Raw genomic sequence first — 25,714 nt, forward strand, 5'->3', positions numbered from 1 at the left:
TCTTTAGGATTTTTTCAGCGGAACTTTAATGGTAAATTCGGTGCCTTCATTCTCTTTACTTTCAAATGAAATAGTTCCACCAAGATTTTCTAAATGTGTCCGGGCAATATTTAGGCCTATTCCTGTTCCCTGGTCCAGCAAAGCATTCTCAGCCCTGAAATACCTTTCAAAAATATGCTTTTGGTCTTTTTGAGGAATTCCCCTGCCCTGGTCCTCTATTTTAAAGACAATAAATTCGTTCTCAAAATCAATTTTAAAATTTATTAAAGTGTCTTCTGGAGAATATTTTATCGCATTTCCCAGTAAATTGGAAAGTATAAGTTCCAGGATCTTTTCATCCATATAAAGTTGAACATCCTCTATTTCTTTAGGATAAATTATTTCCTGACCGTCCTTTAAGGTGACATTTGCATTATAAACCACTTCATTGATCAACCTTTTCAGGCTGAAATTTGAAAACTTATACTGCCCTCTGCCACTATCCAGCCTTTCAATTGAAAGAAAATCATTCAGGATATTATTAAGATAATGCACCTTATTCCTAATAGTCACCAGGTGCTTCTCTCTTTTTTCCTGCTGCTCTTCCCTGGTGTATTTTTCAGCAAGTGTCGCTGAAGTAAGAATACCGCTTAAAGGAGTTTTAAATTCATGCGAAACAAGAGAGAGAAATTTGGTTTTCAATTCGTTCAGCTCTTTTTCCTTTTGAAGTGCATCTTTTATTTTCTTTTCAGCTTGCTTCCTGCGTCTTATTTCGTCTTCCAGGTCCAGATTCAGCTTTTGAAGTTCTTCCACACTGTCACTCAATTCCTGCGTTCGCACTTTAATTTTATCTTCCAGCCGGGCATTAAGTTCTTTGATCTGCTTCTGAGTCTCCTTTCTAACGGTGATATCTATCACAAGAGACATCACATAATCATTCCCATCCAGACTGAACGGATTAAGACCGGCTTCCACTGGAAACAATGTACCGTTTTTCTTTACACCATGCAGGTCCCGACCATGTCCCATTTGCCTCTTCTCACTCTTATCAAGAAATTTATTGAAATGATTATGATGCTTATGGTGGTATTCTTTAGGAATAAGCATATCGAGATGCTGATTGATAATTTCCCCTTCTTCATAGCCAAACATTTCCTGGGCGGCCTTATTGGCAGCGACCACTATTTGTTTTGAATTTACCACAATAATACCTTCAGAAGCTGCCTGAAATAGAAGGTTGAAAACATTTTTGTTATCTATAAAGTTGTCCTGCAAATTAAATCTCTTTTAAAATACTAAAGGTAAAATCTTTTTTTCAAATCACCTTATAAATAAGCCCACATCCAAAACTGGTTTCTGCAGAAGATATTTATAAAATCACGAATTACCTAAAATCTATTTTCGCAATATTCTAAATATACTGACTATCGTCATATTTCTTAGTTCCATAAATCAGGATATTTGAGTATAAATTTTTAGTCATGAAAACTATTTTAGTTCCTGTAGATTTTTCAGAACATTCTGAATATGCCCTTGAAGTGGCCGCCAGTATTGCCAAGAAAAAGGATGCCGAGATTATAGTGATGCATATGATGGGGCTTGCAGATTCGTTTCTTACCAAAGATGAAAAGCAAGAAGTTTTCAATGCTATCTACTTTATGAAACTCACCAAACAACGATTTGATAAATTACTTGACAAAGATTACCTGAAAGGAATTGATGTTTCTCAGGTCGTAAAAACCCATAAAGATTTTACAGAAATAAATGAGATCATAGATGAATATGGAGCCGATCTTATTGTGATGGGTTCAAATGGTGTTGCCGGTGTTAAAGAGGTTTTTGTAGGCTCAAACACCGAAAAAGTAGTACGCTATTCAGAAATACCCGTTTTGGTTATAAAGGATAGAACTCCTGCATTTAATATTAAGAAGGCTGTTTTTGTAACCGATTTTCAATTAGAAACTCTTGATTCATTTATCAGAGCAAGAGAATTCTTTAAAATATTTGATGTGCGACCCCAGGTACTGTTTATCAATATTCCTGAAAAATTCATGAGCACCCGGGAAATGGAATTAAAGGCCTATAATTTCCTGGTAGATGCAGGATTGGATAACAGTAAATTTAAAGATGAAATTCATTTTTATGATGACTATACCGCTGAAAAAGGAATTTTTAATTATTGTGCTAAATCCAAGGTAGATGTGGTAGCGATCTCTACTCACGGACGCACAGGCCTGGGACATTTCTTCCTGGGAAGTATGGGAGAGGATATTGCCAATCACGCCAATATTCCTGTGATCACTTTTAAAATATAAGATTAGGACACCTGGCTTTTTTCTGCGGAAGTAATTGTAGAGGCCTTTTAAATGGATTTTGATATGAGAATCCTATTTATAATCATACTTTTTTTACATCTACTAATTCACCTAATAGGTTTTGGCAAGGCTTACCATTGGTTCAACGTTAATGAAATCCCGCTGATTTCAAAATCTCAGGGTTTTTTATGGTTACTGGTCTCAATTTTATTGCTCGCAACAATTATAATGTTCCTTCTAAAAAAGCCTCTGTGGATCATCACTGCAATTCCCGTTATTATAATATCCCAGACCCTAATAATCCTTAATTGGCACGAAGCTAAATTTGGAAGCCTTTTTAATATCATCATTCTTATAGCGGGCATTTTATCTTTTGCTGGATGGCGATTTGAAAATTCCTTTAAGAAAGACAAGGTAAATTCTATAATATCATCCCCGCTTACGAATGAGATAATTGCCAAATCTGACGTTGCGCATTTACCCGAGGCTGTTCAGCGTTATATAACAACTTCTGGTTTTCTGGGAAAACCGAAAATAGAAAATTTTCAGGTCAAATTTTCTGGCAAGATGCGCGAACAGGGAAAGAAATGGTTTAGCTTTAAATCTGAACAGTTGAATACTGTTCAGGCACCGGCGAGATATTTCTTTATGCGCGCTAACTTCAATGGTATTCCAACTAAAGGCTATCATAAGTATACTGGCAGTTCAGCCCAGATGACCATAAAACCTTTATCAATATTCAGTATTATTGATCTTAGTTCTGAAGAATTATTGGTTTCAGAAATGGTTACTTATTTAAATGACATTTGCCTTTTTGCTCCCGGGGCTCTCATCAACGATCAATTTACCTGGGAGGAAACGGATAAAAACAGGGTTAAGGTTATTTTTACCAATTACGGAAAATCTGTTTCTGCAATTTTGGAGTTTAACGAGAAAGATCAATTGGTGAATTTCTTTTCTAACGACCGTTATTCGGTAAACCTAATGAAGAAATTTATGTTCTCTACGCCGGTTGGCAGCTACAAATTTTTTAATAGTTACCACCTGGCCAGCTATGGGGAAGCTATATGGCATTATCCTGAAGAAGATTTTGTATATGGTAAATTTGACGTTCTGGAGATAAAATATAATCTAAAAGAATAAGAGATCATCAATCCAAATTGAGAGCTATCTCTACCATTTCTCCCAACTTTTTTTCACGCATTTCAGCTGAAATTTCCTCTCCATTTACCAAAGAATCTGAAATGGTAAGTATAGACAAGGCATTAACTCCAAATTTCGCCGCGAGTGTATAGATTCCGGCGGTTTCCATTTCGGCACACAGCACTCCGTGAGCAGCCCATTTCTTATAATAATCGGGATCATCATCGTAAAATATATCTGAAGATAAAACATTACCAGCTTTAAAATCTATGCCTTTTTCTTTCGCATAATCAACAGCTTTTAACAGGAGATCAAAACTTGCGGTAGGAGCAAAATCTGCATCCTTAAAGGTAATCCTGTTCAAACCTGAATTAGTAGATGCAGACATGGCAATAACTATATCCAGCAATCTGAGATCTGGCTGAAATGCGCCGGCACTTCCAACCCGTATAAGGTTTTTAACCTGGTAATCTTTAATAAGTTCATGGCAATAGATCATCGCTGAAGGAATTCCCATTCCCGTTCCCTGGACTGAGATTCTTCTACCATTATAAGTCCCGGTATATCCCAGCATTCCCCGAATTTTATTATAGCACACTGTATTTTCGAGGAAAGTTTCTGCAATCCATTTGGCGCGCAATGGATCTCCCGGAAGCAGAACTGTTTCCGCTATGTCTCCTTTTTTAGCTTCAATATGCAAACTCATCTGCTGTGTTTTTATGAAATGATTTTTATTCCTGAAGAAGTTCCAATACGCTTTACTCCCAAACTAATATACTCCCTCGCTGTTTCAGCATCTCTGATTCCTCCAGAAGCTTTTATTTTCACTTTATCACCTACAACCCCTTTCATGATCTTCACATCCTTAAGACTTGCTCCACGACTACCAAAGCCAGTGGATGTTTTAACAAAGTCGGCTCCGGCATTCATAACAATTTCACTTGCGATACCAATTTCCTTATCGGTGAGATAACAGGTTTCAATGATGACCTTCAGAATTTTACTACCAATCGCTTTTTTTATGCTTTCGATTTCAGACCCCACAAACTCATATTTTTCATCTTTAAAAAAACCTAAGTTCATTACCATATCTATTTCATCTGCACCATCCAAAATCGCAGTTTCTGCTTCAGTAATTTTAGATTTAGTAGAACTGGCTCCTAAAGGAAAACCAATGGTCGCTGCAATTAAAACAGCTGAATCATCAAGGTATTTCCTGGCTATTTTAAGGTTACCACTATTAACGCAAACTGCATAAAATTTATATTGTTTTGCTTCAGCACAGAGGTTTTCTATCTCCTTCTGGGTGGCATTAGCTGCCAGTAGCGTTTGGTCTATATAGCTAGCAAGATCTTCCATCTAAAAATCCAGTTTAGTAAGCTCTACTATACCTGTTCCTTTAACGGTTACTGAAACCCATAGATCGGCGTCTCCTGCCTTAAGGTTAGATAATTCCATATTTTCCAAAGTTCCTATAAGATGAATTCCCTCCTTTGCTTCAAGTTTATTTTCAAGCTTTTCATTTAGTGATTTTATATGTTCCTCGATATGAGGCATAAAATCGAAATTCATTTTTCTTTTAAGCTTATCATACATCCACTTGTTCACCACCGTTTCCAGCACCTGATCTGCTATCCAGTTCTTTGTCTTACCATCTACTTTATAATCCTGTAAAGAAATTCTTTGTTCTTCTTTATGCAGCTTCAAAGCAGCGTGAAATAGAATTTTGACCCGTTTATTCTTAAAAAGACTTGTGAGGGTTTGAATATCTATATTAAGGCAAAGATCAAAACCTTCCAGTTCGCTCTGTCCAATAGTCACATCCAGGATCTGAGCATAGTTCGACTTTTCACCGTCAGAACCTTCTTTGCTGATGATCTCCCCGATCATTTTAGACCGAAGAAATTTATCCAGAACGGGATAGCCTATTTTTACCGGGATGGTTACATTAACATTGGTATCTGAAATTTTCTCAATTTTTTCCATCATCTACAATAATCTCTTTAATTTTTGCTTTTAAGTAAGGTAAATAAAAGATATGCATAAGCAGAACAGGAAACGAATTTTAATAGATAATTATAATTTTGGCACTTAATGAAAAAACCTCCCGTTAGCCCGGAAGGTTTTTTTCTGGCAATTCAATTTTGAAATTGTAGGTTAAACAGCACATTATTTCTACCCTACATTGAAATAACGTACTCAATTTCTACTTTTAGAATTACTATTACTAAAATAAGCATTGACTAAGCATAAAAAAATACCCATTTAAGGGTATTTTTTAGATTATATATTAGTCAGCAGTAACTTCATATAGATCGCCTTCGAAGCTACCGGTTAATGTTTTACCATCGGCGAAGTTTAAAGTATAATCCAAAGAATAAATACTTCCAGACCTGCTCAGAACAACCTCAGCTTCAACAGCTTCTTTCAGGCTCCCTTCATCTAAATTAAAATTATAATCTTCTGAGAAATCGGCAAAGGTGATTCCGAAATCACTTTCCCCATTGCTTAACTTATAAGTACCTTCTTTTAATTCTGAAGACTGGGAAGTCCACATTTCAAAATAAAGAACCTCACCCCTACCATTAATTTCTTCATTTTCGAAATCAATATCGAAATCATCTGACAGGAGATCTATATCAAAATTATACACTCCTTCATCCCCCTGACCAAATTCAGCGACCACTCCCTGGGTGAAGTTAAATGTTCTTCCGTCATAAGTCGCGTTTCCATTACCACTTCCGCCTCCGTCGTCGTCATTTGGTGCATCGTCATCTTCGCTACAAGCAGAGAAAGACAGCAGCGTTAGAAGAAGAAAGAAAATTCTGGGTAAAAAATAATTTTTCATTTTACTATAATTTATTGGTTATATCTTAAACAAAATTATAGCGTTTTAAAAAATAATAAAATACCCATTTCAAGGTAATTTTAGACTTATCGAATGATTGTTTGGAAAAGAAAAAGGGGTCGATTTCCCTACAAGACCGAACCCCTTTATTTTTAACTAAATTCTATAACAAATATATTTTTATATTCTCATGAACATTAGCTCTAATAATTTAATTATTAGCATTATACATTATTAAACAATTTTAACGTTTAAAGATCTATTAATATCAAAAATTGACCGTTTCATCATATTAATTTTTAAAATCTTCAGCATCTCTGACATTTCTCAGGATCCCTTTTCGCATTACATGAGAAATAGACCTGAGATTAGAAATATTTGCAGAGGGATCTTTTTCCAGGACTATCAGGTCTGCTATTTTTCCAGCTTCTAATGTACCAAAATCATCCAGTCGCTCCATTGCCAGTGCACCATTACGTGTGGCCATTACTATTAGATCACTAGGAGGAATCCCGGCTTCCTGCATTGCTTCAATTTCATTATAATAAGAAATTCCATGTAATGTTCCTGGATTACCGGCATCTGTCCCTACTACGATCGTTCCGCCCTCATCATAGACCTTTTTAAGATTGGCCAGCATATTTTTCTTTCTTTTCTTCAAGCCTTCATCCATTGTTTCCAAACCGCCTTCCATTGCTTCTACACGTTCCTCACTAAGAATTTTTCTAAATTCAGCTGCATTCTCAAGCATATGTCTGGTTTTCGAATCTACCACCTGGTTTTGATCGTCAATTACAAAATCTTCTCCTAAGACAGCTTTGAAAGTATTATAATACCCTCTGGCAACCACTATGGTAGGATTATAAATTGTTTTGTTTGCTTTCATTAATTGGATAAATTCATCGTCAATCAAAGTATCTTCAACACTATGCACCAAAAGTTCAGCACCTAATTTCATCGCCATTTTCGCTTCGGAAAGATTGGTCGCATGAGCGATCATTTTATTATCCTGGTTTTTTATTTCCTCTGCGACCGCATTGATATTTTTGAGGAATTCTTCATCGCCAGGACTAAATCCCCAAATTTTGATACCCGTAGTACCTGCTTTTGAATTTTCTCTTACCGCATTACGTCCCTGTTCTTCTGAGCCCAGATGAACAAATGTACTTTCACCATTTACATCAAATATCCCGATCATCTGCTCTGGAGCCGGTGTAATAAGTCGTCCGGCTGAGGCTGTATGAGGAGCAAGCGGATTCATATCATTATTCTTCTGAAAATCCAGTGTCCACATATAATCCCCAACATCATAAACTGCAGTAATTCCTGAACGTAAATATGATTGATAATACCTTTCAGGATTATTTTTCTGATATTTTATTACCTCTTCTAGTGGAATTGAATCCCTTAGGTCGGCAGCATCCGGGCGGGAGTCAAAGAATCCGGTCTGAAAAAAATGTATGTGTGCATCTACAAGTCCCGGCATTATATACTTTCCTGAAACATCTATTATCTGGGTATTTTCCGGGATTTCAGTCTCACTATTTCCAACATGAGTGATCTTGTCATTGTTAATAATAATTACAGCATTTTGGATACTTTCACCATTTCCATCATATAAAGTAGCTCCCTTTAAGGCTACAGAAGAAATTCCGTTTTGTGCAATAGAATTGCAAGTGAAGAATAAGATGAAGAACTGGAATAATAATCTGTATTTCATAGTAAACAGGATTAATTAATAAGATCTAGGTAATTTACAATTATTAATAATAGAACTTGAAAATGACAGTTTATTAGTTAAAATTGAGATATCTATTCATTTTATTAAAATCTATTCACTTTTTTGTTCTTAAAATCATTAAAATTTGATAAAATCCTGTAAAATAGCCGTTATTAATAAATTTTTACACACATTGCTAAGATATCAACAATAACCACGCATAATTATGGAGCCTTATAACCATGCAAAAAATTCTCATCATCAACTAGATGCTAGTGAATTAATTAAGATTATAGAAGAAAAGAAAGAAGGTAAAAGAACAGATTCTGGGAGCATTGCTATTAATACCGGTGAATTTACCGGCAGATCTCCTAAAGATCGGTTTATTGTAGAGGAAAGTATTACGAAAGAGAAAGTGAACTGGGGCGAAATAAATCTTCCCATCTCTGCTGAAAATTATAAAAAATTAAAGAAAGACGTTCTCCAATATCTTGAAGATAAAGAGATCTATACCAGGTATGCCAATGCAGGAGCCCTGGAAAAATATCAATTAAAGCTAGAGGTGATCACAGAATATGCCTGGTCAAATCTTTTCGCTTATAATATGTTCATCAGACCTACAGAAAAAGAGCTGGAAAATTTTGAAAAAGACTGGACAGTCATTGATGCACCGGGTTTTATGGCAGATCCAGCGCTACATGGAACCAGACAGTCAAACTTTGCCATATTATGTTTTTCTGAAAAAACAGTTTTAATTGGGGGTACTGGTTATACCGGAGAAATTAAAAAAGGAATTTTCTCGGCATTAAATTTTATACTACCTACTGAACATAACGTATTACCAATGCACTGCTCTGCCAACGTTGGTGAGAATAATGATACCGCTATATTCTTTGGCCTTTCGGGAACCGGAAAAACTACTTTATCTGCCGATCCCAGTAGAAAACTGATCGGAGATGATGAACATGGCTGGACCCCGGAAGATAAAATTTTCAATTTTGAAGGGGGCTGCTATGCAAAAGTGATTAACCTGAGCAAAGAGTCAGAACCAGATATTTATAATGCTATTCGGGAAGGTGCCTTACTTGAAAACGTGATCGTGAAGGATGGGAAAGTTGATTTTTCAGATACTTCCATCACTCAAAACACACGGGTGAGTTACCCAATTCATCATATAGATAACATTAAAATCCCTTCTGTTGGTGAGAATCCTGAAAATATATTCTTTTTAACCGCAGATGCCTTTGGCGTCTTACCTCCTGTTTCAAAACTTACCGCACATCAGGCGGCTTATCATTTTATTTCAGGATATACCTCAAAAATTGCAGGAACTGAGGCCGGGATAGATGAGCCTGTACCTTCATTTTCCGCATGCTTTGGAGCACCATTTATGCCGCTTCATCCAACTGTTTACGCGGAGATGCTTAGTGATAAAATTAAAAAAAGCGGTGCGAATGTCTGGCTTATTAATACCGGATGGACCGGCGGTGCCTATGGAGTTGGGTCCAGGATTCAGTTAAAATATACCCGGGCGATGTTAAATGCAATTCTGGAAGGAAAACTTGATAAAACTTATTCTTATGAAAAATATCATATACATTCCGTGTTTGGAGTTGCACAGCCAAGGTCCTGTCCTGGAGTACCTGATAAGGTATTAAGCCCAAGAGCAACCTGGGCTAATGATGAAGCTTACTACAAAGCAGCATTTAAACTTTCAAATGCTTTCAGAAAGAATTTTGAAAAATTTGAGTCTTACGCCAATGAAGAAATAAGACGTGGAGGACCTCAGCGATTTGACTTTTAGATCACCTGCAAATATTATTAATGTACTGCTCTTCTAAAACAATCTACGAGCAATTCAGTAAGGACCGATTTTAATAGATAATCGTGAATTTTGTAATTCCGGAAAGGGGTACATTTTTAAGACAACTGGTAGAAGGTTTCGAAATAGAATAATTTAAAGAGCACATTATTGAAGTTTAGTAAGAACATATTTTTGATCCTGGGACCGGTTTTATTTCTGATCCTGCAAAGTATTGGTGGCCCTGAAGGAATGCCCGAACCGGCTTATGATGTATTGTGTGCCACTATATGGATAGCTTTATGGTGGGTAACCGAAGCAGTCCCTATTGCTGTTACCGCCCTACTCCCCATTATATTGTTTCCATTAACTGGTGCCCTGGAACTCTCCACGACCACGGCTTCTTACGGTCATAAATATATCTTCCTGTATATGGGAGGATTTATTCTGGCTATTGCCATAGAGAAATGGAACCTACATAAACGTATCGCGCTTCATATTATTAAACTCATTGGAACCAACGTAAAAAATATCATTCTGGGCTTTATGGTCGCAACTGCATTTTTATCTATGTGGATTTCTAATACCGCAACATCGGTAATGATGCTCCCCATTGGAATGTCTATAGTTTCTCAGTTAAAAGATAACCCGTCCACCAAACAGAATGAACATAGACTCTTTGGAAAAGCTTTGATGCTAAGTATTGCTTATAGCGCATCTATTGGGGGGATTGCGACTTTAATCGGCACGCCTCCAAATCTTGTATTTGCAGGATATATTCAAGAAGTCTATAATATCGAAATTACTTTTTTCCAATGGCTGAAATTCGGACTCCCCATTTCTATTACGTTATTGATAATTTCCTGGTTCTATATCACCCATATCGCCTTCAATTTTAAACAGAAAGAATTTCCCGGGGGAAAAGAAGAAATCCAGCGACTTATCTCTGCCCTTGGACCCATGAAAAAGGAAGAAAAAATTGTAATGAGTGTATTTGTTCTCACAGCCATCTGCTGGATCACCAGATCTTTTATACTGGAGAAATTCCTTCCGGGAATAGACGATACCATTATTGCCATGATCGCGGGAATTAGCCTTTTTACTTTAAGTTCTGGTAAGGAAGGCCAACGAATTATTAACTGGAAAGAAGCCGTGAAAATGCCCTGGGGCATCATCCTGCTTTTTGGTGGTGGTATGGCCCTGGCTTCTGGATTTGAAGTTACGGGACTGGCTCAATGGTTTGGGGTACAAATGACCTTACTCGATGCACTGCCGCTATTATTGCTGATTTTAATTGTGATCTTCAGTGTAAACTTTATCACTGAGCTCACTTCAAACCTGGCCACTACTGCAATGCTTCTACCCATCCTGGCCCCTATTGCTTTAAAATTAGATTTGAATCCTTATATGCTCCTCGTGGCCACCACCGTAGCAGCTTCCTGTGCATTTATGTTACCCGTGGCCACGCCACCAAACGCCGTAGTATTTGGTTCTGGATATCTTCGCATCCCAGATATGGTTAGAACAGGTATCTGGATGAATTTAATTTCAATCCTGATCCTGACCGCTATGGTATATCTCATGCTACCAATCCTTTGGGATTTTGATCCATTCGGATTCAGTGAACAATTTATTATAGAAAAACCATAATTCATGCAGAAGCATTATTTTACACTTTTCTAAAAAATAAAAAAGGTACTTATTTCGAGTGGCTTTTTTCTTTCAATTATATAGCGACTTATTACTTATATCCCGGATTTGAATCCATTAAAGTAATTTTGTTTAAAGTTTAGTTAATATAATTAAACAATATTGTAATTGTCTCTATATTAGACTCATAATCAAAAAAAATATGGTCTATGAAAACTTCTATTACATTATCAAAAGTATTATTTAAGAGCTTATTTCTGGCATTTGTATTCGTTTTTACATCCTGTGAAAAAGAAGCAGTTCCAGAAGATATTCAGGCAGTTGATGCCAGTACAAAAGCCTCTCCGGCTTCACAAAAAAGTGATAAATCTATAGTCGCAATCGCAGAAGATGATGGCAGATTTACTTTATTATTAGCAGCCCTGGAATACACTGATTTAAAGGATATCTTCGAAAATGGAACCGATCAATATACTGTCTTCGCCCCTACAGATGATGCCTTTATCGCTTTGTTAGGAGAAGATATAGATCTAAACAGCTTAGATCCTGCGTTCCTGGCAAATATCCTTACTTATCATGTTACCGAGGGTAGAAGATTTAGTAACAGTGTACTTGGAAAAAATAACTGGAAAGAGATCGAAACATTACAAGGGTCTAACATATACATTAACAGTACAGGTGGAATAGACACCAACGATGCAGATATGCAAGTTGACTCCGCTATCCTTGTGGAAGCAGGATTATTTGATATTGCCGCAAGTAATGGGGTGATCCATGTAATCAATAAAGTTCTTATACCTGAAGAATAATAAACTTTGCCCTTTTTTTGCCCGATATATAAAAGCTATTCAATAGAGTGGCTTTTATATATTATAGCCTAAACAACTGATATTCAATAGATAAATATTAACATCCTTTTAGAAAATCAATTAAAGTAATATTAAATAACTTCCGATTAACAACCTGCATGCCTTCAAACCACTAAATTCGAGTAACCAAAAAATAGTAATTATTATGAAAAATTTAAGCAGATTAGGTCTATTCGTGATGTTTATAACATTGATAAGTTGTGGACCAGGAAAGAATGGAAGCGGAGACGCTAATGCGCTAATGCAGGATGCGATGGAGGCTAAAACAGCTATGATCCAGGCAGATAAAGGTGTTGAGGAATTATTTAATACTTCCGCAGGTTATGCTGTTTTCCCAAATGTTGGAAAAGGAGCTTATATCATTGGTGGAGCATCAGGTAATGGTGTGGTTTACCAAAATGGAACTGCCGTGGGATATTCAAATTTAAAGCAGGTAGATGTAGGACTTCAGGTAGGTGGAAAAGCTTATAGAGAAGTACTGTTCTTTAAAACTCAGGAAGCTCTTGAGGATTTTAAAGATGGAGAATATGAACTTTCAGGTAATGCCAGTGCGGTGATTATTGAAAAAGGTAAATCTAAAACTATTAAATTCCAGGATGGAATTGCGGTAGCTACCATGCCAAAAGCAGGAGCTATGGTAGGAGTATCTGTTGCCGGACAGAGATTTGGATATACTGCCAAGTAATCTAAACATTCAACAAAAAATTTAAGCCGACTTAATTGTCGGCTTTTTTTTGCTCGAACTTTTCAGCTATAGAGCATCAGTTTAAATTTCGTTCTGTATAAGAATAGTGGTGTAAACCAGATAAGATACAAGGAGAATCAGAGCTTCCCATCTATCCAGCCTCTTTCTAGCTCCCGTAAACATAAAGATCATAAGGAACAGAGTACCGCCCAGTAATAAAAACACCTCGTTATTGAAGATGGGGTCATATACCAAAGGACGAACCACAGCACTGGAACCAAGAATAAGCAGCATATTGAATATGTTGGAACCAATTATATTACCAACGGCAATATCAGTATTTTTCTTTAAGGCCGCCATAACAGACGTGGCAAGTTCTGGTAGAGATGTACCGGCAGCTACAATGGTAAGCCCGATTATCTTCTCACTTAATCCAAAAAAACCGGCTATACTTGAAGCACTATCCACCACCAGTTTTCCTCCCAGTACAAGCCCAATTAAGCCAATAATGATCAATCCGGTGATCTTCAGGGAAGATACTGTCTTAGTTTCTGCTGGTCTCTCAACTGGTTTATTAGCTAACTGTCTTTTAATATAAAATAAGAACCCACCAAACAAAACTAGCAGAAAAACTCCTTCAAACCTGCTCAATATAGCCTGTTCACTTAAAAAACTATTTCCAAGAATATAGAATATTATTACAGCTCCCAATGAAATAGGAATTTCCATTCTTATAGTACTTCTTTGAACTACTAGTGGGCTTATCAAACCGGTAATTCCAAGAATAATAAATAAGTTGAAGTTATTGCTACCTAATACATTCCCAAATACCAGATCTTCTCTTTCCTGAAAAGCCGCCACAATATTTACCACCAGCTCCGGCGCAGAGGTACCAAAGGCCACTATGGTCAAACCGATAATTAGATCTGATACATTTTTAGCTTTTGCAAGGCTTGAAGCTCCTTTAATTAGCCAGTCAGCTCCTTTTATCAAAAGCAAAAAACCCAGGATTAAAAGTGAAATTTGTAACAACATACTCTATAAGCTAAGTATTTTCAGGATAAGCCTGATACTTTATTATTATCCGATTCATTTATTAATTACATCTAAAAAACAGCGCTAATGTATAAAAGGCTTTCGTTAAAATTTCAGAAAAAAATCAGACGAGATCAATTTTTTTAAAACTAAAATGTCTCATACCACTCTAGTTTTGAGTACCTAAAATTATTTTTATCGATTTGTAAAAGTGATTTAATTTTGATTTACATTTGACCCGTTTAACAATTAATATTTCATTATAAAATGAAAAAATCAATTATGACTGTTGCAGCTATCGCAATGGTTTTAAGCTTTAGTTCTTGTAAAGAAACTACTGCTGAAACTACAGAAGAAACTGTAGAGGAAGTATCAACAATGAACGCTACTCAAGAAGAAATTATTGAGGAAGAAACCCAGTTGGAAGTAGAGCAAGACTCAACAACTCAGGTTGACAGCGCAGAGATTACTCCTGCAGAAGTTCCAGGTTCCGATAAGATATAAATTATTAGGATAATTTGCCAATACTAGATCTAACCGTGGTTTTTGCCACGGTTTTTTTATTTTTAATATTTTCCTTCTTTGCTCAGGTAGTATTATTATTGAGCATAAAAATTCCTGAGGTTCCGGAAATCGGAAATCACTCTAAACATATAGGTATAAAAAAAGGCCTCACATTTCTGTGAAGCCTTGTCTTTGCTAGTAGCGAGGAATTGTGAAATATCGAACCAGTTCATACAGGATTTAACGGATGTGGCTGCGTTAGAATATTAAGGAAGGAAGAGTTATATATCACTACAGTTGTCTCTCATATGTTTTAACCAATACAAGGCTATATCAAACAATAAAATAGAATGAACCAATCGCTGTAATTGAAAAATAAATTATTTTAGATTGGAACAAAAAAAAAGCCACTCAGACTGAGTGGCTTTTGATTTATTATCGGAAAATCCGAAATATCGAACAAAATTATCCTTGATATTCAAGCTATCATTTATATTAAATTTGCCCAGGAAGGTTTATGATTGGTCATCGACTTTAGCATCTGGAGCATTTTTACCTACTGAAGCTATACCATTTTCCATGGCTGAAACAGTTGTATAAACCTCACTGGTACCAATCACCTGACCATTAGTAGATTTCAGGTTAAATTTGTGTCCCGTTGCCGTTTCTTTACGTTCGAAGCGTTCATCAGATTGTGAATTTGTACGTACAGACTCGATACCATTCATACATGAAGGTTTAGCTTTATAACCTTCACTACTTAAAATAACCTGGCCATTACCTGCTTTTAAATTAAAACGAAATTCTCCCGCTTTATCTTTTTTAATTTCAAATTTTCCCATTAATAATAGTTGTTTTAGTTAATTTATTTTAAATATACAAAAAACAGACGATTAGGGTTTTGCACTTTTAAAAAAGCAAAAAGGGAATAACGAAAAAACCACCTCAAAAAGGCGGTTTTTAATTCAGTAGCGGGAACTGGACTCGAACCAGTGACCTTCGGGTTATGAGCCCGACGAGCTACCTACTGCTCTATCCCGCGATGTATTTTCCAATATCTGTCAAAGCTTCGGGTTATAATCCCGATGTGCGGACTTTAAATCGAGTTTGCAAAAGCTAACTCTATCCCGCGATATTGGACGGCAAATATAAGACAGAAAAAAGGATTCTTCCAAACTTTTTTGAGAAAATATTTACTTGAAAATTCATTGAATTGCTTTACGTCTGTTTTCCAGTATGTATGTCCATCATTGTGATCTTAAATAAGGATTTGAACCCTATTTACGGTAGAATTATGTAACATCAATACTTGATTTTCTTACTGAGAGATCCAATTAATCGCTTCTAAACGATCATTGTTAGAAAAAGATCGTACATCTGCATCCATGAATACATCTTTCATAGATGCATAGGCTTTAAACCATTCCAGATTGGTTACTATAGCTATTTTCCCAAACTGTCCTGAATGCTTTGTCTTAAAAACAATATCCTTCATGAGAGCAGAAAATGAAAACTGGTTCCCCTCTGTGATTTCCACAAAGAGATTTACCATTTCATGCTTCCTCAATTTTGAATCAATAGCCTCATGAATCTTTTCAATAAGTTCTTTATCAATATCATCATTAACTAAGAAACCTACTACATGATCGGCAAATTCGAAGGTGGAAATCATTGGAAATTGTTTATTACAATATAACAAATAGATTGACCCCTCCTTCTCAAAAACCAGTTAAATGATTATTGCTCAATATCTAAAGACTGAAATTCCACCAGTTCATTTTCTTCAAAAGCTACCTTGAATTCGATAGGCCGGCAGCAAACTTCACAATCTTCAATATAAGTTTGTCGGGTGACTGAAGGATCTAGAAGTACCGATATTTCCTCCCAGCAATATGGACATTGAAAAAAATGTTCGTACATACATTATAATTCTATATTCAACAACTGCCCGGTTAATTGCAGCAGTTGTAATTCTGAAAGTTTTGCGTCATATTTTGCAAGATTCAGGCTGGTTCTTGCATCAATAAGGTTTATTTGTGCCTGTCTGAATTCTATAGAGCTTATTCTACCAAGCTTATACTGTTCTTCAGAACGATTAAAATTATCGAGATTAGTCTTAACATTCTGTTCCTGAACTTGTAAAATATAAAGCTTATTCCGGTAATTTCCGAGGGCATTTTGAATATCCCGACGTATTTCGTTCTCCAGTTGCTGCTTTAGCAACTCCTGACTGTTATACCTTATCTTTGAATTTTTAATCTGAACATTCGTAGCCCCGCCATCAAAAATATCCCATCTAAGACTTACCCCTGCCGCAAAACCATCGGTTGTGGTGGTAGAACCTGGAAAGAATGCCGTCGCGGCGCTTCGATTCCTGTTCCAGCCATAGGACCCGGTAAGATCTACGCTTGGCAGGTAACCAGATTTGCTTATTTTGATATCGTAATCGCTTATTTCCAAATTTTGCTCTATTTGAAGCAAGGAAACATTATTCATTTCAGCTTTATCAATAAAACTTTCCAACTCAAGTTCTGTAACAAAATAAACCGTGGTATCTACTTCAAATTCATTTGCACTGATCTCCCTATTCAACAATACATTAAGATCTCGTTTGGTATTTTTTAATTGCTGGGCAGTTTCCAGTAAGGCAATACTATCATTATTCACATCTACCCTCGCATTTAGAACTACCAGATTATTGGCCTGTCCATACTCAAATTGATATTGTGCCCTGGTGACCCTGTTCTTTGATATTTCAAGAGTTTCTTCCAGCACCCCTATATTTTCAGAAAGCCGGGCAATCTCATAATAAACACTCATGATCTGCAAAACAGAATTCTCAATTGTTTCCCTGGCCTGAAGCTGAGAGAGATCATACTGTTCCTTTAAGCTCTTATAGTTATAATACCTTCCCAAGCCGTCAAAAAGCGTATAGCCCATGTTGATGGATGCATTATACCTGTTGCTTTCAATACCTCTCTGGTCTACGATATCCCCCTCATTTGGCTCGGTAAGCCTGTCATTAAGATCATAATCTGCTCCAGCGAGTCCGGTTAAAGTCGGCAGGTAACCTGAATTCCAAATGCTCTGATTATTTTCCGCAATTTCAACTTCGTTATTTGCCAGTCTGATTCCGAAATTTTCTTCAAGAGCCCGGGCAATTACCTCTTCTTTAGTAAGAACCTTTTGTTGCGCAAAACTATTAGCAGTACTAAAAAATATGATCGAACAATAAAAAATGAATTGTATTAATCTCATCAAAGCTTATTTATCTTGAGGTTGAAATTTCTTTTCCTGAGAATTTCTCTGGCCATTTGCCTCATTGAGTTCATCCTGACGCTTGTTTTCCTCATTTTGTTCCTTTATAGCTCGCTCCACAGATTCCCTGCTCACCTTTTCACCGGTTTTTAACCACTTTATTTTCGTCTTTGTAGTATTTGTCAAAGACAACAGCAGCGGTAATACCAATAAGGTTAGAAAGGTTGCTATAAAAATACCGTAGGCAATTGAAATAGCCATTGGTTTTAAAAACTGAGCCTGACGGCTTTTCTCCAATAAAAGTGGTGCAATACCGGCAATAGTTGTTAATGAAGTAAGGAAAATTGCTCTAAAACGTGATTTACCAGCTTCAATAAGAGCTTTATCATAGCGCATACCATCCCTGAGGTAAGTATTGAACTTTCCTATTAATACTAAGCCATCATTTACCATAATCCCGACTAAAGCAATGATTCCCAAAAGGGAAAGAATATTTACCGGAAAACCGTGTATGAAATGACCCCAGGCAACACCAATAATACTAAATGGAATCATTAGGATCAATAAAAATGGCTGACTGTAACTTCTAAATGTAAAGGCTATTACAGCATAGATCAAAAATAGAATTACAGGAAACACTTTCTGCGCGGACTTCGTCAGTTTTTCTGCCTCACGGTTCTGCCCTTCGTAAGAAACCGATACACTTGGATATTTAGAAAGAATGCCTGGTAGAATGTTCTCATCTATATTGGCAATAGCATCGGTAGCACTTGCATCTGGATCCTCCATGTCTGCCTCTACCCTAATTTCCCGCAATCCTTCTAAATGACTTATTGACTCCGTGCCTCGACGAATACTGTAACTGGCGATCTCACCAAATGGAACACGGTCCCCTTGCGGAGTTACAATACGCATGTCATCAAGATCATTAATAGATTCCCTATTTTCACGATCGTATCTTACCCAAACACGAATCTCATCCTGTCCCCTCTGAAATCGCTGAGCCTGAAGACCGAAAAATCCGGCACGAACCTGACTCATTACCGTGCTTAAATTTAGTCCAAGGGCATACGCATTTTCTTTTAGATCTATCGTTATCTCCTTAATACCATCTGGATCAGTGTCAGTAACGTCTTTAAGACTTGAATTTTCATCCATAGCCTCCTTCAACTCCTCCTTCGCATTTTCAAGCTCCTCCATATTATTACCTAATAAGGATACCGAGACAGGTTTTCCTCCAAAATTTCCACCTGAACCAAATGTTAAGCGTTCCACACCATAGACTTCACCCACTTCATCTCTTATGGCATTGGTAATTTCAGGAGAACCAAAATCGCGTTCTTCACCAGGTAACAAATTCACTCTAAGAGAGGCCTTATTATTTCCAGGCCCTACGCGACGAACTATATTTTGTACCACTTCTTTATTACCGGTTTGACGAGCGGTAAAATCTTCATTTACGCGCCATGCGGCATCTTCAACCATAGATATGATACTATCTGTCTTTTTAGGATTTGTTCCTTCCGGCATCAATAGATCAATACTAACCCTGTCACTTGCAATACTTGGGAAAAGTGTTACATTCACTACTCCACCCATTACTGAGCCAATAGTTAGAATAAACAAGGTGATTAGAATAGACAGACTCAAGAAACGATTGGCTACCGTTGCACGAATTACCGGTTCATATAGCCTATCCCGCAAATACTGCATAAAACGGTCACCGTATTCGTTAAATTTCCTCAATTTCAGAAATAATTTCGCCAGACCCTTCTTTTTTTGTTTTTCTTCCTCAGTTTCCCTTACCAGAGCTTTGGAGTGCGCAATATGAGCGGGGAGAATAATTAAAGCTTCAACCAGGGAAACCACCAGCGTCAAAATTACAACAGTACTAACCTCCCCAAAGAATTGACCTATACGGCTATCTAAAAATAAGAAAGTGGAAAAAGCCAGAACGGTAGTAATTATTGCTGAAAGGATTGGCGGTAAAACTTCCAGAGTTCCGTCTATGGCTGCCTGTACAGGTTTTTTACCTCTTTCATAATGCTGGTAAATATTTTCTGAAATCACAATACCGTCATCCACCAAGATCCCGATTACGATGATCATTCCAAAAAGAGAGAGTACATTGATAGTCACACCAAATGACCCTGCAAAAATGAACATTCCTAAGAAAGAAATAGGCAACCCAAAAGCTACCCAAAATGCCAGACGAGTATTTAGGAAGAATGATAGGAATAGCAATACCAGAATAATTCCAACAGCTCCATTTTCAATAAGCAGCTGTGTTCTTTGATTCAAAGTGATACTACGATCATCTTCTACAATGATCTGCAGCGTATCGTTTTTCTGATTAAACTCTTCTACATAGGCACGCACTTTTTCGGCGGCAGAGATAAGGTCCTCATTATTGGTAGTGGAAATATTAACACTTACAGCAATTTGACCATTTATATAGGAAGCATTCGGTGTTTCTGAGAAACGGTCTCTAATTGTAGCTACATCATCTAATGTAACCGTAGTTCCATCAGGCTGAGACTTAACCACCAGGTTATTTAGTTCTTTACCGTAATAAGACCTGTTATCGGCTCGAATTAAAAAGTCTTCTTGCTGGGTTTTAATACTTCCACCAGTAGTTAAAATATTTGCCTGAGATACAGCCTGTGCTACTTCAGTAAAAGTAAGATTATAAGCTAGCAGATCATTTTCGTTTACTGCGATCTCGATCTCTTCTTCGGGAAATCCTGACAATTCAATTTGCGAAAGGCCATCCATGTTACGCAAATCATATTCTATCTGCCTCCCAATTTGTTTAAGTGTGGCCAGGTCAACCCCTTCTCCACTAACAAAAAAATCGAAAGTCTCTCTAATGTTTTCCTGCTTGGCGACGACCAGCGGCTCCATACCGGTTGGAAAGTTAGGGACGCGGTCTACCGCATTCTTAACTTCAGAAAGCATCACATCAATATTTTCATCAGCATCTATTTCTACGGTAATACTACCTCCATTTTCCCTGGAAACAGAGGTTACCCGCTCAACTCCAACCAAACCTTTGAGGTTATCTTCAATTTTAAGAACAATACCTTCTTCTATTTCTTCAGGAGCTGCTCCAGGATACGCAATATTGATATTGATTATTTCAGATTCTATCAGAGGAAAGAAAGATGACTGCATACGCAACATCCCTATCACCCCAAATATCAAAAAGGCGATAAGCATTATATTTACCGCTACGTGGTATTTGATAAAGTAACTGATGATCTTTCTCATTGACTAAGTCTTTCGGAATTCTTATCTGAATTATCCTTACTTCTGGTTTCACTTTCCTCGGCTATATTAACAGGCATACCGTTATAAGCCCCGGAAACCTGTCTGGATAATATAACTTCCCCGTTAGGAACTCCTTTGACCACGGCCTTCTTATCAGAAAAATAAACAGGATTTACTTCAATACTTTGTAATATTGAATCCTGCACTATAAAGATTTCATTTCTATCACTCACCAGGCTGCGATCTATTTCTATGGCATTTTCTTCTTTCTTCGCATCCAGATTGGCTTGCATATACATTCCTTCTTTAAGATTGCTACCTTCAACCTCAATAAAAACACTAACTGTTTGCGTAGCCTGATCTATTCTGGCATTTATTCGACTAACACTACCCTGGTATGTTTTTGTAGCATTATTATTCGTGAGACTCACTTCTTCGCCAACCTGTAAAAGATCTGCGTATTGTTTAGCGATAGAAACCTGGAGTTCATATACATCTGGATCTATAAATTCTCCTAACTTTTGCCCGTTTCTAATCAAAGTACCTTCGGTTACAAGTGCTTCCGTCAATACCCCATCAAACGGAGCCGATATACGGTATTTAACAAGACGCTGTTCTAAATTTTTAATGTTATAGTAAGCTGCATTGACCCCGCGACCATTTACAAAATAACGTTCCTTATCGCTTTCCGGTTCAGGTAATGGCGGAATGGATCCATTCACATCAAAATTATTCAGATACTTCTGCCACTTATCAAAAATATCTGGGTAATCCATACGCAAATCGGGCATTATTGCCGTGATTTGATTATAAAGATCGCTTTTAGCCGATTGCACACTTGCCGCATACTCTTCAGCATCTATTTTTAAAAGAGTCTGCCCTTTTTTATATGCTTGCCCAGGCTTGAATGGTTGTGAACTATAACGAAAAACTCCCTGTACTTCAGCAAAAAGCTCAACTCGTCTTTTGGCAACAAGATTTCCATTCGCAGGAATATTAATTGAAACAGTAGAATTTTGAATTGTATCTACAAAAACCGTTTTTACTGTTTTCTGAATATTCGGTTTTGGTTGTTCTTTGCTATCTATAATAGCTTTTGCTGCGAAGATTGCAGCAATAATGAGCACAACGCCCAATATTGAGAGAATGATCTTGCGTTTATCCATAGTAGTACTAGGACTAAGCCTAGCCCCTATAGTTTAATTTGATTTAAAAAATTTAGCTTATTTGTTCGATATCCAGCTGGATCTCTTCCCACTCTTGCATTAAACTTTCCAGTTTCTTTTTGGATTTATTATAATTTGTGAGAAAATCAGGTTTAGTAACTGTATCCTCATAATTATTTGCCAGTTGCTTATCTTTAGTCTTGAGCTCTTTTTCAAGTTTAGTAATACTTGCTTCGGTCTTACTAAGCTTATTCTTCAATCTTTTCATTTCCTTTTGATCTGAAAATGAAGTTTTCTCAGTACTGTTATTTTTGATTTTAGCAACTTTGGTCTTGTCCTTTTTTTCCACCGCTCTCATATCCTGCAGTTTTCTTTGCTCCAGGTAATAATCGATATCCCCAAGATATTCTTTGATCTTATGATTTCTAAATTCATAAACCCTGCTCGTAAGATTCTGAAGAAAATCACGATCGTGCGATACGATGATAAGTGTACCTTCAAAATTATTTAAAGCATCCTTCAGGACGTTCTTGGATTTAATATCCAGGTGGTTGGTAGGCTCATCCATTACAAGAACGTTGAAAGGCTCCAGCAACATTTTACAAAGCGCCAGTCGGTTTCGCTCTCCTCCTGAAAGCACTTTCACCTTCTTCTCTACTTCCTCACCTCTAAAAAGAAATGCGCCCAGCATATCTCTTACCTTGGTTCGGTTTGTTTCATTGGAAGCGTCTTCCATAGTTCTAAGAACCGTTTTCTCCCCGTCTAAATAATCAGATTGGTTTTGAGCAAAATATCCAAGCTGTACATTATGTCCCAGCTTAAGTTTTCCTTCGTGTTTGACCTCTCCAATAATGATCTTTGCCAGGGTAGTTTTCCCCTGACCGTTCTGTCCCACAAAAGCGATCTTGCTCTGGCGTTCAATTAAAAGATTCACATCTTTTAAAACCTTTTTTTCTTCATAAGATTTTTCAAGGTGTTCCGCTTCAATAACCACTTTCCCTGGGTTCACAGAAACCGGAAAGTTCACACTCATCACTGAATTATCATCCTCATCAACTTCTATACGATCAACCTTGTCAAGTTTTTTGATAAGTGATTGCGCCATGGAAGCCTTACTGGCTTTAGCACGAAATTTATCAATCAGCTTCTCGGTATTTTCGATCTCTTTCTGCTGATTCTTTTGAGCCGCCAGCTGTTGTTCCCTAAGTTCTTTTCTGAATTCAATAAATTCTGAATAAGGCTTTCTATAATCGTAGATACTGCCTAAAGAAATTTCGATACTTCGATTGGTCACATTATTCAGGAACATCTTATCATGGGAAACTAGCATGACAGAGCCTGCATAGTTATTCAGGAAGCTTTCCAGCCAGATGATACTTTCAATATCCAGGTGGTTGGTAGGCTCATCCAGAAGTAAGATATCGTTATTCTGAAGTAAAAGCTTGGCAAGTTCAATTCTCATTCGCCATCCTCCTGAGAAAGTTTCGGTAAGTTTATCAAAATCTTCTCTTTCAAAACCCAGTCCCTGGAGTACTTTTTCAGTCTCCCCTTCATAATTATATCCGCCAATGATCTCGTATTGATGGGTGATCTCACTTAGATCCTGAATAAGGTCATTATAAGACTCGCTTTCGTAATCTGTCCTGGTAGCCAGCTGATCATTGATCACGGCCATTTTTGATTCCAGCTTCATTATTTCTTCAAAAGCTTGATGAGCTTCAGAAATTACAGTCCTTCCTTTTTCAAAGTCCAGGTCCTGTTTTAAGAAACCAATTTTAAGTTCCTTGTCTTTCGCGATCTGTCCCGAATCATATTCCTGTTCTTCCGAAATTATCTTTAATAAAGTAGATTTTCCAGCACCATTTTTCCCAATAAGACCAACCCTGTCCCCGGCTCCAAGCCTGAAACTAATTTTTTTAAAGAGGTATTCCCCCTGAAAGGAGATCGAAAGATTATGAATATTCAGCATTTGTACTTTATGTAACTTTTTGATTGCTGCAAAGATGCTTAAATTTGTAATGCAAAAAAAATGATATGAAATTTCTTAAAGGCTCTAAAATCTATAGTATTTTAACTGGAAACTGCCCTGTTTGTCATGAAGAAAGTATGTATGTTGAATCCAACCCATATAAACTTAATAAGGTTTTCCAGATGCATGAGCGCTGCAGCAATTGTAATACTAAATATAAGATTGAACCATCTTTTTTTTACGGGGCGATGTACGTGAGCTACGCTGTGGGAATTGCTTTTTCTGTCGCTGCCTTTATCATTGCGCATATTTTTCTAAATGCCAGCTTACTAGTCTCTTTTTTTGCCATCGTAGGCACCCTGATAGTCTTTATGCCTGTTATTATGAGACTTTCCCGAAATATCTGGATAAACTTCTTCCTTAGCTATAAAGAAAATGCAGGCAAAGCTTAATTTATATTATAGTGTTTTTTAGTAAAACGCGCTAAGTCAATTTCCGGATCAAGACTTGTTTCTTCTAGGATATTATTAAGTAGTGCTGTTGCCATCACAGGTGCAATCAGGACTCCCCTGCTTCCAAAACCATTACAACAATGCATATTTTCAATTTCTGGATGAGAGCCAACCAGGGGACGCCTGTCTGAAACCGCCGGACGTATACCTGCCACCTGATCTACCACTTCAAAATCACATTTAATTAATTTTTTTAATTCATTTACCAAACGTTCTCTTGCTCCCGTAGTAATTTCAGGTGTTTTATCTATATGGTCATAAGTAGCTCCAGCCTTATATAGATTATTTCCCAGAGGCATCAGAAAGACAGAAGATTTTATCGCAAAATCCACCTTCAGCTCTTCCGAATGAATAGTTATGTATTCTCCTTTATTTCCCCGAAGCGGTAAGTAATTAAAGAAAGGATTTTTCTTAAGTCCGAAGCCTTCACAAAAAATGATCCTTTTAGATCTTAGCCCTCGATATTCAAAATAATCCTGCTCTATTTTCAATTCAAGATATTTAAAGCGTTCTTCTATAAGAACTTCCTTTAAATAAGATTTGTAGTTATTTAGCAAGTTTTCAGTAGCTATATTACCGGTTCTAAGAACTTTCCCAAAGGAGAATTCCGCATTTAAATTTGGGTTTGAATTCTTTATAATTTCGGGATGAAGAAAAGAGGATAATTTAGGTTTATCCAGAGCCACAAACCATTCATTTTGTTCCTCTATAGAATGAAATCGGCGATATATATTCCATTCGTAAATCAATTTTACATTTAATTTACGTTCAAGGCTGCCATAAAAAGGCAAAGCTTTCTCCAATTGTTCAGCAGCATTCCAGGCAGGTGTAAAACGCTTTAAGATGACGGGATTAAAAATACCACCGGCAACGTAAGATGATCTCTGAGAATTATCTTCAAAAATAACAAAAGACTTGTTCCTTTTCTCCAGTTCTTCTGCGACGGCCAGGCCACTTAATCCCAGACCAACAATAATATAATCCAACATG

Annotated in this window: 23 protein-coding genes and 1 tRNA gene; 8 read left to right on the forward strand and 16 right to left on the reverse strand. The window is 36.9% G+C overall.

All coding sequences use genetic code 11. The annotated features are described in order from the left end of the window. Positions 1–3: 3 nt before the first annotated feature. Positions 4–1,254: a PAS domain-containing sensor histidine kinase gene (locus LGQ90_RS09805; RefSeq protein ID WP_229340622.1), complete on the reverse strand. Its 1,251-nt coding sequence runs from the start codon at positions 1,252–1,254 to the stop codon at positions 4–6. A 206-nt stretch (positions 1,255–1,460) separates the two neighbouring features. Here LGQ90_RS09805 and LGQ90_RS09810 point away from each other — a divergent pair, with 206 nt between their 5' ends. After that, positions 1,461–2,294: a universal stress protein gene (locus LGQ90_RS09810; protein WP_229340624.1), complete on the forward strand. Its 834-nt coding sequence runs from the start codon at positions 1,461–1,463 to the stop codon at positions 2,292–2,294. 63 nt (positions 2,295–2,357) lie between these two features. Further along, positions 2,358–3,437 (forward strand): DUF6544 family protein, encoded by a 1,080-nt coding sequence (locus tag LGQ90_RS09815; protein ID WP_229340626.1) that lies wholly within the window; start codon positions 2,358–2,360, stop codon positions 3,435–3,437. Between the two features lie 7 nt (positions 3,438–3,444). Here LGQ90_RS09815 and deoD read toward each other — a convergent pair whose 3' ends face one another. The 5 genes from deoD to LGQ90_RS09840 form a co-directional block, all read right to left on the reverse strand. Further along, positions 3,445–4,143 (reverse strand): purine-nucleoside phosphorylase, encoded by a 699-nt coding sequence (gene deoD, locus LGQ90_RS09820; RefSeq protein WP_229340628.1) that lies wholly within the window; start codon positions 4,141–4,143, stop codon positions 3,445–3,447. A gap of 11 nt (positions 4,144–4,154) precedes the next feature. Continuing rightward, positions 4,155–4,796, reverse strand: coding sequence for a deoxyribose-phosphate aldolase (gene deoC, locus LGQ90_RS09825; protein ID WP_229340630.1), 642 nt, complete (start codon positions 4,794–4,796; stop codon positions 4,155–4,157). After that, the gene (locus tag LGQ90_RS09830; RefSeq protein ID WP_229340632.1) at positions 4,797–5,426 is read right to left on the reverse strand and encodes a DUF4403 family protein; all 630 of its coding nucleotides are present in this window, start codon (positions 5,424–5,426) and stop codon (positions 4,797–4,799) included. It abuts the gene before it with no gap. 301 nt (positions 5,427–5,727) lie between these two features. Further along, positions 5,728–6,285 (reverse strand): hypothetical protein, encoded by a 558-nt coding sequence (locus tag LGQ90_RS09835; RefSeq protein ID WP_229340634.1) that lies wholly within the window; start codon positions 6,283–6,285, stop codon positions 5,728–5,730. A gap of 292 nt (positions 6,286–6,577) precedes the next feature. Next, positions 6,578–8,005 (reverse strand): amidohydrolase family protein, encoded by a 1,428-nt coding sequence (locus LGQ90_RS09840; RefSeq protein ID WP_229340636.1) that lies wholly within the window; start codon positions 8,003–8,005, stop codon positions 6,578–6,580. Positions 8,006–8,231: 226 nt separating this feature from the next. On the opposite strand from LGQ90_RS09840, the gene pckA reads away from it, so the two are divergent. The 4 genes from pckA to LGQ90_RS09860 all read left to right on the forward strand — a co-directional run bounded on the left by pckA (position 8,232) and on the right by LGQ90_RS09860 (position 13,010). Further along, entirely contained in the window at positions 8,232–9,809 is a 1,578-nt protein-coding gene (gene pckA / locus LGQ90_RS09845; protein WP_229340638.1) for a phosphoenolpyruvate carboxykinase (ATP), read from the forward strand. Between the two features lie 168 nt (positions 9,810–9,977). Then, entirely contained in the window at positions 9,978–11,456 is a 1,479-nt protein-coding gene (locus LGQ90_RS09850; RefSeq protein ID WP_229340640.1) for an SLC13 family permease, read from the forward strand. Positions 11,457–11,665: 209 nt separating this feature from the next. Further along, on the forward strand, positions 11,666–12,265 hold the full coding sequence (locus LGQ90_RS09855; protein WP_229340642.1) for a fasciclin domain-containing protein: 600 nt from the start codon (positions 11,666–11,668) through the stop codon (positions 12,263–12,265). 205 nt (positions 12,266–12,470) lie between these two features. Next, positions 12,471–13,010, forward strand: coding sequence for a lipid-binding SYLF domain-containing protein (locus LGQ90_RS09860; RefSeq protein WP_229340644.1), 540 nt, complete (start codon positions 12,471–12,473; stop codon positions 13,008–13,010). Between the two features lie 81 nt (positions 13,011–13,091). Here the strand turns inward: LGQ90_RS09860 and LGQ90_RS09865 are convergent, their stop codons facing one another. After that, entirely contained in the window at positions 13,092–14,045 is a 954-nt protein-coding gene (locus LGQ90_RS09865) for a calcium/sodium antiporter (protein ID WP_229340646.1), read from the reverse strand. Between the two features lie 267 nt (positions 14,046–14,312). Between LGQ90_RS09865 and LGQ90_RS09870 the strand changes: the two genes are divergently transcribed. After that, the gene (locus LGQ90_RS09870) at positions 14,313–14,549 is read left to right on the forward strand and encodes a hypothetical protein (protein WP_229340648.1); all 237 of its coding nucleotides are present in this window, start codon (positions 14,313–14,315) and stop codon (positions 14,547–14,549) included. A gap of 515 nt (positions 14,550–15,064) precedes the next feature. Here the strand turns inward: LGQ90_RS09870 and LGQ90_RS09875 are convergent. From LGQ90_RS09875 to LGQ90_RS09910, 8 genes are all read right to left on the reverse strand, one after another. Next, complete coding sequence (locus LGQ90_RS09875) at positions 15,065–15,391, reverse strand: YegP family protein (RefSeq protein ID WP_229340650.1); 327 nt, start codon at positions 15,389–15,391, stop codon at positions 15,065–15,067. 127 nt (positions 15,392–15,518) lie between these two features. Further along, a tRNA-Met gene (locus tag LGQ90_RS09880) sits at positions 15,519–15,591 on the reverse strand. 276 nt (positions 15,592–15,867) lie between these two features. Further along, positions 15,868–16,221: a SpoIIAA family protein gene (locus tag LGQ90_RS09885; RefSeq protein WP_229340652.1), complete on the reverse strand. Its 354-nt coding sequence runs from the start codon at positions 16,219–16,221 to the stop codon at positions 15,868–15,870. A gap of 65 nt (positions 16,222–16,286) precedes the next feature. Beyond that, positions 16,287–16,469, reverse strand: a complete 183-nt coding sequence (locus LGQ90_RS09890; RefSeq protein ID WP_229340654.1) for a CPXCG motif-containing cysteine-rich protein — start codon at positions 16,467–16,469, stop codon at positions 16,287–16,289. A gap of 3 nt (positions 16,470–16,472) precedes the next feature. After that, positions 16,473–17,807, reverse strand: a complete 1,335-nt coding sequence (locus tag LGQ90_RS09895; protein ID WP_229340656.1) for a TolC family protein — start codon at positions 17,805–17,807, stop codon at positions 16,473–16,475. Between the two features lie 6 nt (positions 17,808–17,813). After that, a complete protein-coding gene (locus LGQ90_RS09900) occupies positions 17,814–21,077 on the reverse strand; it encodes an efflux RND transporter permease subunit (RefSeq protein WP_229340658.1) in 3,264 nt (1,087 codons plus the stop codon). After that, the gene (locus LGQ90_RS09905; protein WP_229340660.1) at positions 21,074–22,243 is read right to left on the reverse strand and encodes an efflux RND transporter periplasmic adaptor subunit; all 1,170 of its coding nucleotides are present in this window, start codon (positions 22,241–22,243) and stop codon (positions 21,074–21,076) included. The genes LGQ90_RS09900 and LGQ90_RS09905 overlap by 4 nt, the downstream gene beginning before the upstream one ends. 52 nt (positions 22,244–22,295) lie before the next feature. Next, the gene (locus LGQ90_RS09910) at positions 22,296–24,212 is read right to left on the reverse strand and encodes an ABC-F family ATP-binding cassette domain-containing protein (protein WP_229340662.1); all 1,917 of its coding nucleotides are present in this window, start codon (positions 24,210–24,212) and stop codon (positions 22,296–22,298) included. A 65-nt stretch (positions 24,213–24,277) separates the two neighbouring features. On the opposite strand from LGQ90_RS09910, the gene LGQ90_RS09915 reads away from it, so the two are divergent. Beyond that, entirely contained in the window at positions 24,278–24,664 is a 387-nt protein-coding gene (locus LGQ90_RS09915; RefSeq protein WP_229340664.1) for a DUF983 domain-containing protein, read from the forward strand. Here LGQ90_RS09915 and LGQ90_RS09920 read toward each other — a convergent pair. Beyond that, positions 24,661–25,713, reverse strand: a complete 1,053-nt coding sequence (locus tag LGQ90_RS09920; RefSeq protein WP_229340666.1) for an NAD(P)/FAD-dependent oxidoreductase — start codon at positions 25,711–25,713, stop codon at positions 24,661–24,663. The genes LGQ90_RS09915 and LGQ90_RS09920 overlap by 4 nt on opposite strands. Between the last annotated feature and the right edge of the window lies 1 nt (position 25,714).

This window comes from Christiangramia sediminis, from assembly GCF_020552705.1.
In the GTDB taxonomy this organism is placed as follows: Bacteria; Bacteroidota; Bacteroidia; order Flavobacteriales; family Flavobacteriaceae; genus Christiangramia; species Christiangramia sediminis.

Excerpts from the sequence above, each read along its gene's own strand:
- LGQ90_RS09810 (WP_229340624.1), top strand. The coding sequence starts at position 1,461 with ATGAAAACTATTTTAGTTCCTGTAGATTTTTCAGAACATTCTGAATAT.
- LGQ90_RS09815 (WP_229340626.1), top strand. The coding sequence starts at position 2,358 with ATGAGAATCCTATTTATAATCATACTTTTTTTACATCTACTAATTCAC.
- deoD (WP_229340628.1), bottom strand. The coding sequence starts at position 4,143 with ATGAGTTTGCATATTGAAGCTAAAAAAGGAGACATAGCGGAAACAGTT.
- deoC (WP_229340630.1), bottom strand. The coding sequence starts at position 4,796 with ATGGAAGATCTTGCTAGCTATATAGACCAAACGCTACTGGCAGCTAAT.
- LGQ90_RS09830 (WP_229340632.1), bottom strand. The coding sequence starts at position 5,426 with ATGATGGAAAAAATTGAGAAAATTTCAGATACCAATGTTAATGTAACC.
- LGQ90_RS09835 (WP_229340634.1), bottom strand. The coding sequence starts at position 6,285 with ATGAAAAATTATTTTTTACCCAGAATTTTCTTTCTTCTTCTAACGCTG.
- LGQ90_RS09840 (WP_229340636.1), bottom strand. The coding sequence starts at position 8,005 with ATGAAATACAGATTATTATTCCAGTTCTTCATCTTATTCTTCACTTGC.
- pckA (WP_229340638.1), top strand. The coding sequence starts at position 8,232 with ATGGAGCCTTATAACCATGCAAAAAATTCTCATCATCAACTAGATGCT.
- LGQ90_RS09855 (WP_229340642.1), top strand. The coding sequence starts at position 11,666 with ATGAAAACTTCTATTACATTATCAAAAGTATTATTTAAGAGCTTATTT.
- LGQ90_RS09860 (WP_229340644.1), top strand. The coding sequence starts at position 12,471 with ATGAAAAATTTAAGCAGATTAGGTCTATTCGTGATGTTTATAACATTG.
- LGQ90_RS09865 (WP_229340646.1), bottom strand. The coding sequence starts at position 14,045 with ATGTTGTTACAAATTTCACTTTTAATCCTGGGTTTTTTGCTTTTGATA.
- LGQ90_RS09870 (WP_229340648.1), top strand. The coding sequence starts at position 14,313 with ATGAAAAAATCAATTATGACTGTTGCAGCTATCGCAATGGTTTTAAGC.
- LGQ90_RS09875 (WP_229340650.1), bottom strand. The coding sequence starts at position 15,391 with ATGGGAAAATTTGAAATTAAAAAAGATAAAGCGGGAGAATTTCGTTTT.
- LGQ90_RS09885 (WP_229340652.1), bottom strand. The coding sequence starts at position 16,221 with ATGATTTCCACCTTCGAATTTGCCGATCATGTAGTAGGTTTCTTAGTT.
- LGQ90_RS09890 (WP_229340654.1), bottom strand. The coding sequence starts at position 16,469 with ATGTACGAACATTTTTTTCAATGTCCATATTGCTGGGAGGAAATATCG.
- LGQ90_RS09895 (WP_229340656.1), bottom strand. The coding sequence starts at position 17,807 with ATGAGATTAATACAATTCATTTTTTATTGTTCGATCATATTTTTTAGT.
- LGQ90_RS09900 (WP_229340658.1), bottom strand. The coding sequence starts at position 21,077 with ATGAGAAAGATCATCAGTTACTTTATCAAATACCACGTAGCGGTAAAT.
- LGQ90_RS09905 (WP_229340660.1), bottom strand. The coding sequence starts at position 22,243 with ATGGATAAACGCAAGATCATTCTCTCAATATTGGGCGTTGTGCTCATT.
- LGQ90_RS09910 (WP_229340662.1), bottom strand. The coding sequence starts at position 24,212 with ATGCTGAATATTCATAATCTTTCGATCTCCTTTCAGGGGGAATACCTC.
- LGQ90_RS09915 (WP_229340664.1), top strand. The coding sequence starts at position 24,278 with ATGAAATTTCTTAAAGGCTCTAAAATCTATAGTATTTTAACTGGAAAC.
- LGQ90_RS09920 (WP_229340666.1), bottom strand. The coding sequence starts at position 25,713 with ATGTTGGATTATATTATTGTTGGTCTGGGATTAAGTGGCCTGGCCGTC.